General features: G+C 65.2%; 15 protein-coding genes and 1 pseudogene. 8 read left to right on the top strand and 8 right to left on the bottom strand.

All coding sequences use genetic code 11. The features are described from left to right. Nucleotides 1–116 precede the first annotated feature (116 nt). A complete protein-coding gene (gene ssuD, locus EAG14_RS01810) occupies nt 117–1,265 on the top strand; it encodes an FMNH2-dependent alkanesulfonate monooxygenase (RefSeq protein WP_121727893.1) in 1,149 nt (382 codons plus the stop codon). Between the two features lie 104 nt (nt 1,266–1,369). Continuing rightward, a complete protein-coding gene (locus tag EAG14_RS01805; RefSeq protein WP_099656933.1) occupies nt 1,370–1,858 on the top strand; it encodes a nuclear transport factor 2 family protein in 489 nt (162 codons plus the stop codon). Between the two features lie 355 nt (nt 1,859–2,213). On the opposite strand, the gene EAG14_RS22595 is transcribed toward EAG14_RS01805, so the two are convergent. Beyond that, entirely contained in the window at nt 2,214–2,630 is a 417-nt protein-coding gene (locus EAG14_RS22595) for a hypothetical protein (protein ID WP_162995876.1), read from the bottom strand. 420 nt (nt 2,631–3,050) lie between these two features. Here EAG14_RS22595 and EAG14_RS01795 point away from each other — a divergent pair, with 420 nt between their 5' ends. Next, nucleotides 3,051–4,652 carry a hypothetical protein gene (locus tag EAG14_RS01795; protein ID WP_162995875.1) on the top strand — a complete coding sequence of 534 codons (1,602 nt, stop codon included), beginning with the start codon at nt 3,051–3,053 and terminating at the stop codon, nt 4,650–4,652. Between the two features lie 134 nt (nt 4,653–4,786). On the opposite strand, the gene EAG14_RS01790 is transcribed toward EAG14_RS01795, so the two are convergent. Continuing rightward, the gene (locus tag EAG14_RS01790) at nt 4,787–5,032 is read right to left on the bottom strand and encodes a sterol desaturase family protein (RefSeq protein ID WP_240456904.1); all 246 of its coding nucleotides are present in this window, start codon (nt 5,030–5,032) and stop codon (nt 4,787–4,789) included. Here EAG14_RS01790 and EAG14_RS23700 point away from each other — a divergent pair. Further along, nucleotides 4,913–5,167: a hypothetical protein gene (locus EAG14_RS23700; protein ID WP_371414437.1), complete on the top strand. Its 255-nt coding sequence runs from the start codon at nt 4,913–4,915 to the stop codon at nt 5,165–5,167. The two genes, EAG14_RS01790 and EAG14_RS23700, sit on opposite strands and share 120 nt — an antisense overlap. A 241-nt stretch (nt 5,168–5,408) precedes the next feature. Here the strand turns inward: EAG14_RS23700 and EAG14_RS01785 are convergent, their stop codons facing one another. Then, the gene (locus EAG14_RS01785) at nt 5,409–5,846 is read right to left on the bottom strand and encodes a hypothetical protein (protein ID WP_143226722.1); all 438 of its coding nucleotides are present in this window, start codon (nt 5,844–5,846) and stop codon (nt 5,409–5,411) included. A gap of 464 nt (nt 5,847–6,310) precedes the next feature. Further along, nucleotides 6,311–7,792, bottom strand: a complete 1,482-nt coding sequence (locus EAG14_RS01780) for a SulP family inorganic anion transporter (RefSeq protein ID WP_121727890.1) — start codon at nt 7,790–7,792, stop codon at nt 6,311–6,313. On the opposite strand from EAG14_RS01780, the gene EAG14_RS22590 reads away from it, so the two are divergent. After that, on the top strand, nt 7,791–8,066 hold the full coding sequence (locus tag EAG14_RS22590; RefSeq protein ID WP_162995873.1) for a hypothetical protein: 276 nt from the start codon (nt 7,791–7,793) through the stop codon (nt 8,064–8,066). The genes EAG14_RS01780 and EAG14_RS22590 overlap by 2 nt on opposite strands. A 47-nt stretch (nt 8,067–8,113) precedes the next feature. Here the strand turns inward: EAG14_RS22590 and EAG14_RS01775 are convergent. Then, nucleotides 8,114–8,979, bottom strand: a pseudogene (locus EAG14_RS01775) (UPF0149 family protein). Nucleotides 8,980–9,155: 176 nt separating this feature from the next. Here EAG14_RS01775 and EAG14_RS01770 point away from each other — a divergent pair. Further along, nucleotides 9,156–10,820, top strand: coding sequence for an FMN-binding glutamate synthase family protein (locus EAG14_RS01770; RefSeq protein WP_121727889.1), 1,665 nt, complete (start codon nt 9,156–9,158; stop codon nt 10,818–10,820). Between the two features lie 45 nt (nt 10,821–10,865). Further along, nucleotides 10,866–11,702: a hypothetical protein gene (locus EAG14_RS01765; protein ID WP_121727888.1), complete on the top strand. Its 837-nt coding sequence runs from the start codon at nt 10,866–10,868 to the stop codon at nt 11,700–11,702. A 239-nt stretch (nt 11,703–11,941) separates the two neighbouring features. Here EAG14_RS01765 and EAG14_RS01760 read toward each other — a convergent pair whose 3' ends face one another. Genes EAG14_RS01760 through EAG14_RS01750 form a run of 3 tightly spaced genes read right to left on the bottom strand, consistent with a single transcriptional unit; the run spans nt 11,942 to nt 14,255 of the window. Next, on the bottom strand, nt 11,942–12,457 hold the full coding sequence (locus EAG14_RS01760; protein ID WP_240456903.1) for a putative toxin-antitoxin system toxin component, PIN family: 516 nt from the start codon (nt 12,455–12,457) through the stop codon (nt 11,942–11,944). Then, on the bottom strand, nt 12,447–13,751 hold the full coding sequence (locus EAG14_RS01755; RefSeq protein WP_121727887.1) for a class I SAM-dependent RNA methyltransferase: 1,305 nt from the start codon (nt 13,749–13,751) through the stop codon (nt 12,447–12,449). The genes EAG14_RS01760 and EAG14_RS01755 overlap by 11 nt, the downstream gene beginning before the upstream one ends. Nucleotides 13,752–13,793: 42 nt before the next feature. Further along, nucleotides 13,794–14,255 carry a thioesterase family protein gene (locus EAG14_RS01750; RefSeq protein ID WP_099742268.1) on the bottom strand — a complete coding sequence of 154 codons (462 nt, stop codon included), beginning with the start codon at nt 14,253–14,255 and terminating at the stop codon, nt 13,794–13,796. Nucleotides 14,256–14,640: 385 nt separating this feature from the next. Here EAG14_RS01750 and EAG14_RS01745 point away from each other — a divergent pair, with 385 nt between their 5' ends. Further along, on the top strand, nt 14,641–15,180 hold the full coding sequence (locus EAG14_RS01745; protein WP_099656942.1) for a hypothetical protein: 540 nt from the start codon (nt 14,641–14,643) through the stop codon (nt 15,178–15,180). Nucleotides 15,181–15,192 lie beyond the last annotated feature (12 nt).

Genomic DNA, 15,192 nt, shown 5'->3' with positions numbered 1-15,192 from the left:
GCGCCCACCAATGCAAGAAAACCCAGTGCCCATGCGGGTTTGCGGCAGATCAAACGCTGGTGCAGGCGCATTCGAACAATGGGGCTTTCCTTCATTCCTGATGCTGAAAGTCCCTCATGAGCCTCCACGTTTTCTGGTTCCTTCCCACCCACGGCGATGGCCGTTACCTTGGCAGCACGCAGCAAGCGCGGGCGGTAGACCAAACCTATTTGCAGCAGATTGCACAGGCGGCTGAGCGCCTGGGCTACGGCGGCGTGCTGGTGCCCACAGGGCGCTCGTGCGAGGACTCGTGGGTCATCGCCTCCAACCTGGCGGCCGTCACGCGCACGCTCAAGTTTTTGGTGGCGCTGCGGCCCACCACGTTCTCCGTCACGGCCAATGCGCGCATGGCCGCCACGCTGGACCGCCTCTCGGCTGGGCGCCTGCTCATCAACGTGGTGGCCGGGGGCGATGCGGGCGACCTGGAGGCCGATGGCACCTTTCTCTCGCACGATGCGCGCTACGAACATGCGCGCGAATTCCTCACCGTGTGGAAGGGCCTGCTGGCGGGCGAGACGGTGGACTTTGATGGCGAGCACATCAAAGTCAAAGGCGCGCGCCAGCTCTTTCCACCGCTGCAGCAGCCGCACCCGCCGCTGTACTTTGGCGGCTCGTCCCCCGCTGCGCACGACCTAGCGGCCGAGCAGGTGGAGCTGTACATCTCGTGGGGCGAGCGCCCCGAAGATGTGGCGGCCAAGTTTGCCGACCTCCGCGCCCGCGCCGCCGCCAAGGGCCGCACCGTGCGCTTTGGCGTGCGCCTGCACGTGATCGTGCGCGAGACCGAGCCAGAAGCCTGGGCCGCCGCCGACCGACTGATCAGCGAGCTGGACGACGAAACGGTGGCCCGCGCACAGGCGGCACTGGCGCGCCTGGACTCGGAAGGCCAGCAGCGCATGAGCGCACTGCACGGCGGCCAGCGCGACAAGCTGGAGATCAGCCCCAACCTGTGGGCCGGCGTGGGCCTGGTGCGCGGCGGCGCGGGCACGGCCCTGGTGGGCAACCCGCAGCAGGTGGCAGACCGCCTGAAGGAATACGCGGCACTGGGGGCTGACACGTTTGTGCTCTCGGGCTATCCGCACCTGGAAGAGGCCTACCGCTTTGCCGAGCTGGTGTTCCCCCTGCTGCCCGTGGCGGTGCAAGAGAAGGTGGGCGCCACGCTGCTGAGCCCGTTTGGCGAAGCCATTGCCGATGGCGCCGTGCCCCGGCTCAAGGTCGCGCAGAGCTGATACGGCGGCCGGGCGGCATGCTGAACTGCGGCCAGCGTCACCCAGGCGGCAGTGCGGCCACCGCCCAGCGGGTAGCATGGGCGCCCACATTCAGGAGGAGACCCATGCACCCCAACGCCCAGACCCTGCAGCGCTTTTACACCGCCTTCAGCCAGCTCGACCACGCCACCATGGCCGCCTGCTACGCGCCCAACGCCACGTTTGACGACGAGGCCTTCTCGCTCAAGGGCCGCGAGCAGGTGGGCGGCATGTGGCGCATGCTGTGCAGCGCCACCCAAAAGCCCGGCGCGGCCGAGCACTGGAAGCTGGAGTTCAACGGCATCGAAGCCGACGCCAACGGCGGCCGCGCGCACTGGGAGGCGCACTACCTCTTCAGCGCCACCGGGCGCAAGGTGCACAACATCATCGACGGCACCTTCACCTTCACGCCCGACGGGCTCATCGCCACGCACCGCGACCGCTTCAGCTTCTGGCGCTGGTCACGCCAAGCCCTGGGCCTGCCGGGCGTGCTGCTGGGCTGGTCGCCTTCGCTCAAGCGCAAGGTGCGGAGTACGGCGGCGGGGAACTTGAAGAAGTTTTTGGCGCAGGGGTGATGGGGGTTGCGTGATGCGGCAGAGGGTTGATGCGCAGGGTCGGTGGCTATCGGCTACAACCGGCAGTTCACACTGAATACTCAAGACCAATGGCAAGGTGTCAAATTTGTGGGCGCGAGCTAGACAGGCGCGAAGACCTGCTGTCTCAAGATTGCGGCGGTGACTGCTGGGGTTGCATCGACGAGATTGAAGCCGACGGCGGCTGGGTCTCGTCCCTTGAACAGGTACGCAAGGAGCACGAGCTGGGACTGCGGCTTGAATGGGTTGGCCCTGTCGGCACGCAAGTGCCGCCTCTCTCTGAATGATTTTTTCACCGCGACAAAAAACCAGGGGTTCGCGTAAAGAGTCAAGCACCTTACGGTTCGCGCCAAAATGACCTGTCACGAACAAGGACTGCAAACAACCAAACAACGCCCCCGGTATCGGCGACAAGTATCAGCAGACTGGTGGCAGCTACTGACAGATTTCCCCAGGCGACTAAAACCGCAATCGCGACAAGGATTGACCCAACCACGGGAATCCCAGAAACATGCTTGTAGCCGTTCATTGATTTGCCATGGCGCATGGCGTACAGCGCAGAACGTAAAAACGAAAGGTGAAGATTCATTGCCATCGCCATTGATGCCAGGGCAATGAGCACCCAAGCTGTTGCAGGCTCTCGAATGTCGTTAGGGGCAATCAAAGCGAAGCACACCGACCCCAGAGAAAGCGCCACCGGTGATGCGATGAACGCGGCAATTGCTAAATTTTTGGCGACAAGCGTTACACGCATAGAGCGGGTCTTTCGATCAATCGCAGTTGTGCGAGCAACAGAGTCTGCGCGACAAGCAGGCCCGTAAGTAAAGGGTTGACCCCATCAACTGACGGCCTCGCCACTGTTTTGAGTTGGACTGTAAAGGGCTCAAAGCACTCTATCGCAAAACTGTCCACCAAGCAGTCGCATCACACCTGCGGCACGCAGTGGCCCGAATGCAAACCAAACAGGCCTCTAGCGCTTTCTAATCAAGCGCAAGAAGCTATCAAATACATAGCAATTTCACCATGCAGCGGGGTAGCACGCCTGGCTACCGCATTGGCGGGGCCACCAGCCTGCATGTGTCGCCCCTGGCGCCAACCCACCCTACAGATTCTCCCCAACGCGCCGATAAATAGATAACTATTTGTCAACCCAACACCCCGGGAGGGAATGCCCTTGACGTCCCTATCGCCGTTGTCTGCCGTGCGCGGGGCTGTGCCAACGCCTTCCATTGATCGCGAGGCGCTGCGCCAGCGGGTGCAAGAGGCGGGCGGCAGCGCGCAGGCCTCGGTGTCTGTGGCGGCCGCGGCGCTGACCTTGGCCGCTGACGATGCGGCCCCCACGGCGTCGCTGATCTGGAGCCCCCTGCCGCAAGACCGGGTGGTGCCGCCCGACAACACCTACGGGCCGCTGGTGTCGGTCGCCTGGGGATCGGGGTCCAAGGCTGAACTGCCCGACAGCCCGGCGACAGAGCCCCAGCGTGTGCAAGCCTGGGCCACCGCGCCCGCTGGCGATGCCATCAGCCGCCAGATGGCGCGCAACGAGTTTCGCAGCACCGAGGGCACCCTGGCCAGCCAATGGAACGGCCTGGGCAGTGCGCTGTTGTCGCTGGCCTCCGCCCCGTCCACATCGCCGCTCAATTACCAGCAGACCTTGCTGTCGGCGGCAGACCCAACGCAGCCCCTGAAAGAGCAGTTTGACCGCCTTCAGAAAGGTGCCACCACCGTCACGCTGCAGATCAAAACACGGTCGGGGCAGACGGTGGACTTGCAGATTGCGGTCAACCGGCAGCCAGGGACATTGGGCGAGGGCAGCAGCCAGGGCTTGCAGGTGTCCGTCAGCAGCACCGGGCCGCTGAGCGAGACCGAGCGCCGGGCACTGGCCGCACTGTCGCAGGGGCTGGAGGACACGCTAGCCGGGCTGGGCGATGCCGATGCGCCGGAGATCGACCTCTCGGGCCTGCTGGCCTATGACCGCAGCGCGTTTTCGCAGCTGAATCTGGACATCCAGAACCCTACGGCTTCGGCGGCCCTGGGGTCATTTGCCTTGCACCTGGGCGACGGTGGCAGTTCGCTGTCGTACCAGGGCGCTGCGGGCAAGATGGACCTGCGGCTGGACGCCACGCCACCCTTTCAAACGGGCAGCGCGCAGCAGCGCCAGGCGGCCATTGCGCAGCAGCTGCAGCTCATCGATGCCGCGGCAGACCGCAGCCACGCCGATGAAAAGCTGGTGGCCTTGTTCAAAAGCAGCTTTTCGCAATTGCACGGTGCAGCGCCCACCACGGCGGGCGACACCCCCGTGGGCGAGACCAGCGCGGTGGACGCGGCCCTGGTCGAGAAGGTGCAGCCCCTGCTCAGCGGCCTGGTGGACTTTGAGGCCAGCTTCAGCGGCGACTTCAGCCGTGACAACCGCTGGGGCAATGTCAACGAGCAGGGCAAGGCCCAATACGCCATCAGCCAGAAGACCACCGTCGATGCGGACCGCAAGGAAAAGACGGCAGGCATCATTCAGACGCAAAGCGAGCAGCTGCAATCGAACTACGCCAAGGCACGCTATGACGGCGCACTCGACATCCTCTCAGGCAATTTTGACCGGTATGCCATCCAGGACCACCGCACCATGAGCACCCTGATCAGCGCAGCCGATAACAAGCTCACCAGTGCCGTGCGCAGCACCGACCGGCAGCAGCTGGAAACCCATGAAACGGTGGTGAAGCACCGCGTGGTGGACCGGCGCGAGACGCCGGACCAGCAGCACCTGCTGACGCTGCTGATGTAATGCGCGGCTCCCCGGTCTTTGCGCCCAGGCCATCGCTGAAGTGAATATCTGGTCCAGTGGCGAGGCCGGCCCACACCGCTCTCAGGTATGCACGACGCTCTGTGCCTCGGTCTAGCTATGACTTGTGCACGTCTCTAAAAATGAGCATTTCGGCGAGCGTTCGGACCTCGCGTCGTCGCCCCCAAAGCGGTGTAGCGCTCTTTGGGGTTAGTCCACGTGCCGAACAGCAGATCCCACAAAGGCAGCCCATAGTTCTGGGCGTGGTGGTCTATTTCGTGGTGCACGGTATGCATTTCAGGGCGCTGTACGAAGTAACCCCGCCACTGGGGCGCTCGCAGGTCGCTGTGCAGAAACAGGCCGACCGGGGCGGCCGAGCGCACTGGGAGACGCACTATCTCTTCAGCGCCACCGGGCGCAAGGTGCACAACATCATCGACGGCACCATCACCTTCACACCCAACGACCTGATCGCAACGTACCGTGACCACTTCAGCTTCTGGCGCTGGTCAAGCTAGGCTCTGGGCATGCCGGGCGTGCGGCTGGGCTGGTCACCCTCGCTCAAGCACAAGGTGCGGAGCACGACGGCAGGAACTTGAAGAAGTTTTTGACGCAGGGGTAATAGCCCAGCATGTTGGCGTGAACGCAGATATTTTTGTTTCTGCTGCCCAGCGGCAAGCTCAGGGGGCACCGGACACCTCCCGCGCCGGAGTGATTCACACAGCCCTCGGGCATGCGACGCTCAAACCACCGCAAAAACTAACTTCTGCGCCAGCGGATAAAAGAAGCAAGAAGGAGAATGAGACCGGTAATGGCGGCACCGGTTGTGTTGGCCGTGTGGTCATCGTATCGAACCAATTTGGGATTGTTCGAGACGTAAGTAACCAGGACATCTTGGCCACTGATCATTCTGTCAACGACCCAACTGGGGACACCAGCTGAAACCTCAATACGCTCTTTATTTGCCGTCATGAAATAGGTCGAGATACCCTTACTTTTGTATTCCCTGGGCGTGTTATCGAAGAAGGGGCTGTCTCTTTTTCGCTTGAATGTTGTGGTTTTATCAATATAACTATCGATGGGGGCTAATTGGGCTTTCAGCCCATACAGCCGAAAAGCTTTGTTCTCGACATAGCATCCCCAAGATAGGCCAAACATACCGATGGCAGCCAAAAAACAAACAACACGAGCCAACACGATCCATCCTCCCGCTCATCTAATTTTGATAATTCAAAAGCAGCCGTACTGCTACCTGGGCGTAGCGTCAGACCACTGACTGAAAATCATACGCCGAGCGATATATAACTCCCTCCTGCTGACGTTGTCTCGTGGTACCCGAACCACAGAGGGTGGGTCTGCCAGCGGTTCGCTAAATAAACGCAGCCGACGCCGACGGGCAAGCACTTACACATCCGGCGGATGGAAGGGTAGGCGGTCGCCCCAGGTTAGCCTGATAAGTCGGCGAATTATTGACCACACGCTTAGCTCGTATCGTCCAAAGCGCAGTTGTGCAGTTAGATCGGCTAACCAATTTTTTGCCTGCTGGCCGGTTGGTGGCAAGCGCCGGGAGGGTGCTGACACAGTAGGCAGTCAAGCAAAGCGTGAAAGGGAACACCGCATCGTTGAAACGCCTGTCTCGCCCTGCGGCGCCACGGCAGGTGTCACGTCACCCCAATGCGGTCAACCAGCACCGCGCTGGCCTCATTGAGCCCCAGCACCTGCACCGTGCAGCCGTGGTGGCGCAAGCGCTGCACCACCTTGTCGAGTGCAGCCACAGCGGTGATGTCCCAGAAGTGTGCGTGCGTCACGTCGATGCACACCGCGCGGCCTTCGGCGCCCAGCACGTCAAACGCCTCGATGAACGCATCGGCCGAGGCAAAGAACACCTGGCCGGACACGTGCCAAGTGCGTTGGGCGGTCTGGGCATCGTCGTGCATGCGCACATCGAGCATGCGCGAGACCTTGAACGCAAAGAACACCCCGCTGAGCACCACACCCACGGCCACCCCAGCGGCCAGGTTGTGCGTGGCGATGGTGACGGCCACAGTGGCCAGCATGGCGGCGCTGGACAGGCGCGGGTGGCGCACCAGGGCGCCCAGCGATTTCCAGTCAAACGTTTCGGCCGACACCATGACCATGATGGCCACCAGCGCAACCACCGGCACCTGCGACACCCAGGGCTTGAGCGCCACCATGAGGATGAGCAGGAACACCCCGGCAAACAGCGTGGACAGGCGCCCGCGCCCGCCGTATTTCACGTTGCCCACGGCCTGGCCGATCATTCCGCAGCCTGCGATGCCGCCAAACAGGCTGGCTGCGATATTGGCCATGCCCAGCCCGGCGCATTCGCGGTTCTTGTCGCTGGGGGTGTCGGTCAGCTCATCGACCACGGCGGCGGTGAGCACGGATTCGAGCAAACCCACCATGGCAATCGCCAGTGCGGGCAGCAGGATGATGCGCAGCGTGTCGAGCGACGCGGGCACCTGCGGCAGCGCAAACACAGGCAGCGCATCGGGCAGTTGGCCCAGGTCACCCACGGTGGGCAGGTGCAGCCCCAGCGCCGAGGCCAGCACCGTGAGCACCACCACGCAGATCAGCGGTGACGGGATCACGGACAGCGCAGGCCACGCCAGCCGCTGGCCCAGCCACGGCAGGCCGTAGATGAGCGCCAGCCCCAGCGCCAGAGCACCCCAGGTGGCCAGCCCGGCGCCGTGCAGGTGCGGCAGCTGCGCGGCGAAGATGAGGAGGGCCAGCGCATTCACGAAACCCGTGCGCACCGAGCTGGACACAAAACGCATCAGCACGCCCAGCTTCATCAGCCCAAACGCCACCTGCACCGCGCCTGCCAGCAGCCCCGCCGCCAGCAAATAGCCCAGCCCGTGCGACTGCACCAGCGGCGCGGCCACCAGCGCCACCGAGCCCGCCGCGGCCGACACCATGGCGGGCCGCCCGCCCGTGAAGGCGATGACCAGGCTGATGACGAACGAGGCAAAGAGCCCCACCGAAGGGTCCACGCCCGCCACAAAGGAGAACGCGATGACTTCGGGGATGAGCGCAAAGGTGGCCACGGCCCCGGCCAGCAGCTCGCGGGGAATGCTGGGCGCCCATTCGGCGCGCAGGCGGTTGAGGAAAGATGGATTCATGGAAGCTGCAAAGCAAAGCGCGCCCGAAGGCGCGCTGCGAGACATATCAAACAAAAAAGGCTATAGCGCTTACCTACAAAGCGCAAGCAGCTATAAATTAAATAGCAAAAACACATTACATCTCACCGAGGATAGGGGGTCACAAGTTCGCATCAATCCCGATCTCGTCGGTGCGCGCAGCCCTACCAGCGGCCACCGCGCAAGGGCCGCCAACCTGCGCGGGCGGCGCTTTGCTTGCAAGCGCTGGTGGCGCACCCCTTCCCGAATCGCATAGCGATTCGAGAGAAGGGGGAAGGCGCGTAGCGCCTCAGGGGGTTGTACTCATCCCCCGTGGCACTTCTTGTACTTCTTGCCGCTGCCGCAGTGGCAAGGGTCGTTGCGGCCAGGCTCTGGGGCTTTGCGCAGGGTCTCCACGCGCGGGCCCATGCTCTTCCACAGCTGGCGCAGGTCGTACACGGCCCAGATGGCTTCGCCAAAGGTCTCCACGCGCGCCTGGCTGGTGCTGGGAGGGCCGTCTTCGTTGTACATGCAGACTTCGGGCTTGCCGGTGTCGTCTTCCGTCAGGGCAACGATGCTGCTGAGCGCATCGTCCAGCCACTTGGCGGCTTCCTTGTCGCGGGGGCGGCCCAGTCTTCGGGCCAATTTTCTACGGCGAACATGAAGCCGAGGGCCCACACCTGGCCAAAGGACGGGATTTCCTGGCCCGCCATCTCGGCCCGTTCTTCCTCGGGCAGGCTGGCCACGGCGCCGCGCATGTCCATGGCTTCGGGCTGGAAGGTGCGGTCGTCGTCCAGCGTCTTCACGTCGGTGTCGAGCTGGGTCACGATCTCGTTCCAGCGGCGCATCCACAGCTCCATGAAGCGCGCTTGCTGGGCCGCATCGGCAAAGGCGGGCAGCAGGGGCAGCGGTTCGCCGTCGGCCACTTCCAGCTCAGCGCCGTCGCCCAGCAGCATGGGCAGGTATTCGGCCGGGGCGATGGGGCGGCGGCTGCAGATCAGCGCCGTCATGAAGCCGTCGCAAAACTCCCACTGTGGGATTTCTTCGCCGCGTGTGCGCAGGTCGTCCAGCAGGTTGTCGAGCTCTTCCAGCTCTTCGGGGGCCAAACCGGTGGTGCTGTCGGCAGGCGCGGCGTTGGCTGGGGTCAGGTCGGCGTCGGCCTGCGGTGTGGAGGATTCGGTGGGGGTCATGGATGAGGGCTCCGATAGGGGGAAGGCAGCCGGGGCGCGCAGGTGGCAAAGCTCTTATGATGCCTCGCACCGGCCCGCCCGGCCGGGGCGCAAAGCGGCCCCAAAATCGGCGGGTGCGCGCCGCGCCAAGGCGGCGAGTGTAGCCCGCCGCATCCCGAACCCCTCTAGCGACCGCCATGATCCACCAACTCAACCAGCTCTACCCGGTGCGCTACACAGCCTTTGCGCTGTGCATTGCCGCCCTGCTCTTCAATGCGGCGGCCCTGGTGGTCTGGGGGCCTGCCCTGGTGTGGCTAGCCACGCTGGCGGTGGTGGCGGCCTTGGTGGCCCTGGGCATTTACGACGTGCGCCAGCAGCGCCACGCCATCTTGCGCAATTACCCGGTCATCGGGCACATCCGCTTCATGCTCGAATACGTGCGGCCCGAGGTGCGCCAGTACTTCATTGAAAGCGACAGCGAGGCCGCGCCCTTCTCGCGCGCACAGCGCTCGCTGGTGTACCAGCGCGCCAAGGGCGACCCGGACAACCGCCCCTTTGGCACGCACCTGGATGTGGGGGCGCAGGGCTATGAGTGGGTCAACCACTCGATGGCGCCCACGCAACTGGCCTCGCACGACTTTCGGGTGTGGATTGGCGGCAGCCCGGATGCGGCATCGGCCTCGGCGGCGCCGTGCACCCAGCCTTACCAGGCCAGCGTGTTCAACATCTCGGCCATGAGCTTTGGCGCGCTGTCGGCGCAGGCCATCAAGGCGCTGAACCTGGGCGCCAAGAACGGCGGCTTTGCGCACGACACGGGCGAGGGCAGCATCAGCCAGCACCACCGCGTGCATGGCGGCGATTTGATCTGGGAGATTGGATCGGGCTACTTTGGCTGCCGCAACGACGATGGCAGCTTCAGCCCCGAGCGCTTTGCGGCCAACGCGCAAGACCCGCAGGTGAAGATGATCGAGCTGAAACTGAGCCAGGGCGCCAAGCCCGGCCACGGCGGTGTGCTGCCCGGCGCCAAGGTGACGGCCGAGATCGCCGCCGCCCGGGGCGTGCCCGAGGGCCACGCCTGCATCTCGCCCGCACGGCACAGTGCTTTCAGCACACCGGTGGAGATGATGCATTTCGTCGCCAGGCTGCGGCAGCTCTCGGGCGGCAAGCCCACGGGCTTCAAGTTCTGCCTGGGCCACCCGTGGGAGTGGTTTGCCATCGTCAAGGCCATGCTGGAGACCGGCATCACCCCCGACTTCATCGTGGTCGATGGGGCCGAGGGCGGCACGGGTGCTGCGCCGGTCGAATTCACCGACCACGTCGGAGCCCCGCTGCAAGAGGGCCTGCTGCTGGTGCACAACACACTGGTGGGTGTGAACCTGCGCGAGCGGGTGCGCATTGGCTGCGCAGGCAAGGTGATCAGCGCCTTCGACATTGCCCGCATGATGGCGCTGGGGGCCGACTGGTGCAACGCCGGGCGCGGCTTCATGATGGCGCTGGGCTGCATCCAGGCGCAAAACTGCCACACCGGCCACTGCCCCACAGGCGTGGCCACGCAAGACCCGCAGCGCCAGCAAGCCCTGGTGGTGCCCGACAAGGCCACGCGCGTGGCGCAGTTCCATCGCAGCACGCTGCATGCGCTGCAGGAGCTGGTGCAGGCGGCGGGCCTCATGCACCCGAGCGATATCACCGCCCACCACATCGTGCGCCGCATCAGCGACACCGAGGTGCGCCTGCTCTCCAACCTGATCGCCCGCGTGGAGCCTGGCGCGCTGCTGGGGCCGCTGGAGGCGCAGCACAATGTGTTCCGCCAATACTGGCCCCTGGCCAACCCCTACAGTTTTCAGGCCCACACTGCGGTGTAGCCTGCCGCCTGCGCCTTCCGCTTTCGCTTCCCGCTGTCCGCCTTCATGAATTTGCCCGCTATTTCAGAGCACCTGCAGGTGCCCACCCCCGCCCCGGCGGTGGACTACGCCGCCTTCCTGGCCCGCCAGCTGCAAACCCAGCAATTCAATGCCGCCTGCTACCGCCTGGGCGACGAGCAGGTGTGGGTGAAAAAAGCCAACACGCCGCACGGCATGGCGCGCTACCGCGTGCTGGGCGCGCTGGCGCTGCTGTTTGGCCTGCCCGTGCTGCAGCCTGTGCCCAACCTGGGCGGCAACATTGCCATTGCCACCGAGGTGCAGCGCCTGCGCGACCTGGCCGCACGCGGCCTGCGCGTGCCCACCGTGCTGGCCGCGCAGGACAACGGTTTTTTGATGCGCCACCTGGGGCGCCCGGCCGAGCAAACGCCCTCGCTGGGCAACGAGATCGAGGCGGCCGTGCCCGCAGGCCCCGAGGCCGTACTCCGCCTGTGGGTGCAGGGGCTGCGCGCCATTGAGCTGGTGCACAACCAGGGCGCCTGCCTGAGCCAGGCCTTTGCCCGCAACCTGGTGCGCTGCCCCGATGGCGTGGTGGGCTACGTGGACTTTGAAGACGACCCCATGGCCGTGCTGCCGCTGCCGCTGTGCCATGGGCGCGATGCGCTGTGCTACGCGCATTCCACCGCCATTTACCTGCGCCAGTGCGGCGCACTGGAAGACGCACGGCCCCTGTGGGCGCAGTGGATTGCGGCCCGGGGCCCGGCCCTGCAAGCGGTGATGGCGCAAAGCGTGCGCCGCCTGCGCCTGGCCCACCACCTGCCCCAAAGCCGCAAGCTGGGGCGCGATGCGCAGCGCGTGCGCGCGGCGTATGACTTGATGGCCTGAGAGGCGGATTCAGCAAGGCCCAGCTGCGGTTCAGATGCAGGCAGATGCAGATCGGGCGAGTCGCAGGCATCACCCGACAGGCCGTGCCCAAGCCAAAGAACGTCGGGTTACGCTGCGCTAACCCGACCTACGGGGCGCAGCAAGGCCCAGCAAGGGTTCAACGGCGTAGGTCGGGTTAGCCGAAGGCGTAACCCGACAGCCCCCCGACAAAACCACCACCACACCACCCACACGTAGGGTTACGCTGCAGCGACCTCTGCGGCCATGGCGGCATCATTCGCTACCAAAACAATAGCTGTTGCCGCTTGCGTATCCAGCGCTAGCAGCCGTTTTTGCATGCAAATGACGGCCTTGTCCTTGCTGAGCAAGATGGCGCGGTGCGCCACGGCCAGGTCGATGAACTGCTGGTCGTCGGCGTCCTTGCACACGGCCGATACGCGCGGGGCCACGTCCACCCAGCGCACCTGCGCGTCGTAGCGGGCCAGCACATCGGCGGCGGTGAGCTGGTAGTAGGCCAGGCGCGGCACGATTTGCGGGTAGGCCAGCACGCGGGCCAGCTCGGTGCGCATGGCCTGCGTGGCCACCCATTGCAGGCGGCCTGCGGCCAGCAGCGCGCGCACCGGGGCCACGGCCTCGTCGGCAAACACCAGCAGGTCGAGCACGATGTTGGTGTCCAGCACCAGGGCACGCACGGCCTCTTCGCCCTGCGCCTGGGCAGGCAGCGCCAGCAAGGCGCGCAGGGGTTTACTGGCCATGGCTTGCCGGGGGTTGGGCCCCGCCCTCGCCCGCAGACCCTGCACGGGGTGCGCGCACCGAGCCCTTGATGAGGTCGAAGCGGAACATGCGGCATTCGATGGGGCCGTTCCACATGGGCACGCGGCGCGATTCCTTCAGGCGCATCTTGCCGGGCAGCTTGAGGTCAGGCGTCAGCATCCAGGCCGTCCAGCCGCTGTAGTTCTTCTTCCAGTGCGTGGCCAGTTGGCTGAAGAACTCGCCACCATCGTCGGTGTGCGCCTCTTCGCGGCCCACGACCATGCCCTGGGCACGGTCAGCGGCGCGCTCGCTGGCGTTGCGGCCCGCGCTACCTGCGGCAGCAATGCGCTCGCCGTAGGGCGGGTTGAGCAGCATCACGCCGGGCTGCTCGCAAGGCGGCATGCGCTGCAGGGCATCGCCACCGCGCAGTTGCACGGCGTCGGCCACGCCCGCACGCTCGGCGTTGCGTTGGGCAAAGTCCACCATGCGGTGGGCTACATCGCTGCCAAAAATGGGCACAGGGCTCTTGCAGATAGCGCTGTCAGCTTCGTTTTTGATAGCAGTCCAGACGTGCGCCTGGAAGGGCAGCAGCTTTTCAAAAGCAAAGCGGCGCAGCATGCCCGCGGGGATGCGGCAGGCGATTTGCGCGGCTTCGACGGCAATGGTGCCGCTGCCGCAGCAGGGGTCGTACAGGGGCTGGGGGTTGTCGCCGTGCGGGTCCCAGCCGCTGGCGGCGATCATGGCGGCGGCCAGGGTTTCCTTCAGGGGCGCGTCGCCCTTGTCCTCGCGCCAGCCGCGCTTGAACAGCGGCTCGCCCGAGGTGTCGATGTAGATCGTGGCTTCGTCAGTGGTCAGGTGCAGGTGGATGCGCACATCGGGCCACTGGGTGTTCACATCGGGGCGCACACCGGACTTGGCACGGAAGCGGTCGGCCACCGCGTCTTTCACCTTGAGGGCGGCGAAATTCAGGCTCTGCAGCGGGCTGTGCTGGGCCGTGACTTCGATCTTGAAGCTCTGGCGCGTGGTGAACCAGATCTCCCAGGCCACCTCGCTGGCCATGGCGTACAGGTCGTTTTCTGAGCGATAAGGCCGGTGGGCCAATTGCACCAGCACCCGCTGGGTCAGGCGGCTGTGCAGGTTCAGCTGCAGCGCATGGCGCCACGAGCTGCGCAGCAGCACGCCGCCCCGCCCGACCAGCAGGTCTTGCCCCGTGAGGCCGGTGATGCCGTGCACCTCATCGGCAAGGAAGCCCTCTACGCCAGCGGCGCAGGGAAGAAAGAGTTGGAGTTGGTTCATAAATTGGGCGTCAGGATACGCGGTCAGGGCGCGCCCTGGCGTTTAAAGCGGTGTGGAAGCCCCCGCAGCGCTTGGCGCACGCGCCAGCAGCAGTTGGCGAATGGAGTCAGGGATGGGCGCTACCTTGCGGTCACTGCGGTGGACAAACACGATGCCCACTTTGCCACGGGCCACAGCCCGGCCGCTGGTTTTTTCGGTCATGCGAAACAGCAGGTCGAACCCATAGCGGTTGAAGTCGGTCGGCGCCATCTCCACCCGCATGGTTTCGCCGTGAAAGCCCTCAGACTGGTACTGCGCCACGATGTCGCCCACCACGGTGGAGAGGCCGCCGACATCGGCCTCCGGATAGCCCAGCGACTTGAAAAAGCGCACCCGCGCCTCGGACACCAGGCTCAGCAGCTGCGCGTTGTCCAGGTGCCCGCCCTGGTTCACGTGGCTGATGTAGATCTGCATCTCGGTGGCAAAGCCAAGCTGCTCTGGAAGGTCGAAAACAATGCGGGACATCGCGCGAAGGGAGTGAATGGTGGTGGCTGGTGGGCAGCGCCCTTGGGGTATGCCGGGCCGGGGGGCAACAAGTGGCCCGGCGGTGGCAGGCCCAGTGGCAGGTTCGGCAGGTTCAGTGGGGCTTCGCCACATCCAGGCGGGGCTCTGGCGGGTGGCAACGCGCTTTGGCAAGGCGGCCCCAGCACCTGCACCTGCTACCCGCCCTATGCAACAGTGGCGATTTTAGCGGCTGCCCCGCGCCATGGCCCTGGCTAGGCGTTTAGCCGCAGGCAGTACAAGGAGTACGACAAGGCGGGACAACGACGCCAGGGAAGTTTGGTCAGCCGCTCCTCGCCACGCAGGTGGTTACAGTGCTGTACCTCTGACTCCCACCCTGTTTCGCCCCATGCTCCGCCGACTCATCACCCTGCTGGCCCTGGCCTGCGCCCTGCCCGTCCATGCCGAAGAACTGCGGGTGGCTTTGCCCGGCCATGACGATCTGGTCATCGACCTCCCCGCCCAATGGCACGCCCAAGTCCGCCGCCCCCGGGCCGAGCTGCCGCCCTCGGTGGCCATCAGCGGCCCCGACGCGAGCGCACTGCAAATGGTGGTCACCCCCATCTGGCCTGTGAATGGCGCACAGCCCGCCACCCCCAGCGAGCTGCGGGCACAGGTGCAAGGCGCAGCCACGCGGGCCAAGCCCAAAGCCGTGGAGGCCGAGCTGCCGCTCAAAGACCTCGGGGCCTCGGGCAAGGTGGGGTATTACTTCTCGGCCACGGACCGGGCCCCGGATGCAGGCGGCTTCAAGCACCTGACCCAAGGCGCCCTGGGCATGAATGAACTGCAGGTGACCTTCACGGTACTGGCCAACGGCCAGGCCGAAGAGCCCACGGCACTGGCGCTGGAAATGCTGCGGTCTTTGCGGCGCGCCCCTGCCGCCAAGTAAACCCGGGCTCAA

It is taken from the genome of Acidovorax sp. 1608163, assembly GCF_003669015.1.
Classification (GTDB): Bacteria; Pseudomonadota; Gammaproteobacteria; order Burkholderiales; family Burkholderiaceae_C; genus Acidovorax.
The sequence above is the reverse complement of the archived record's forward strand: the minus strand, read 5'-3'. Positions and strand labels throughout refer to the sequence as shown.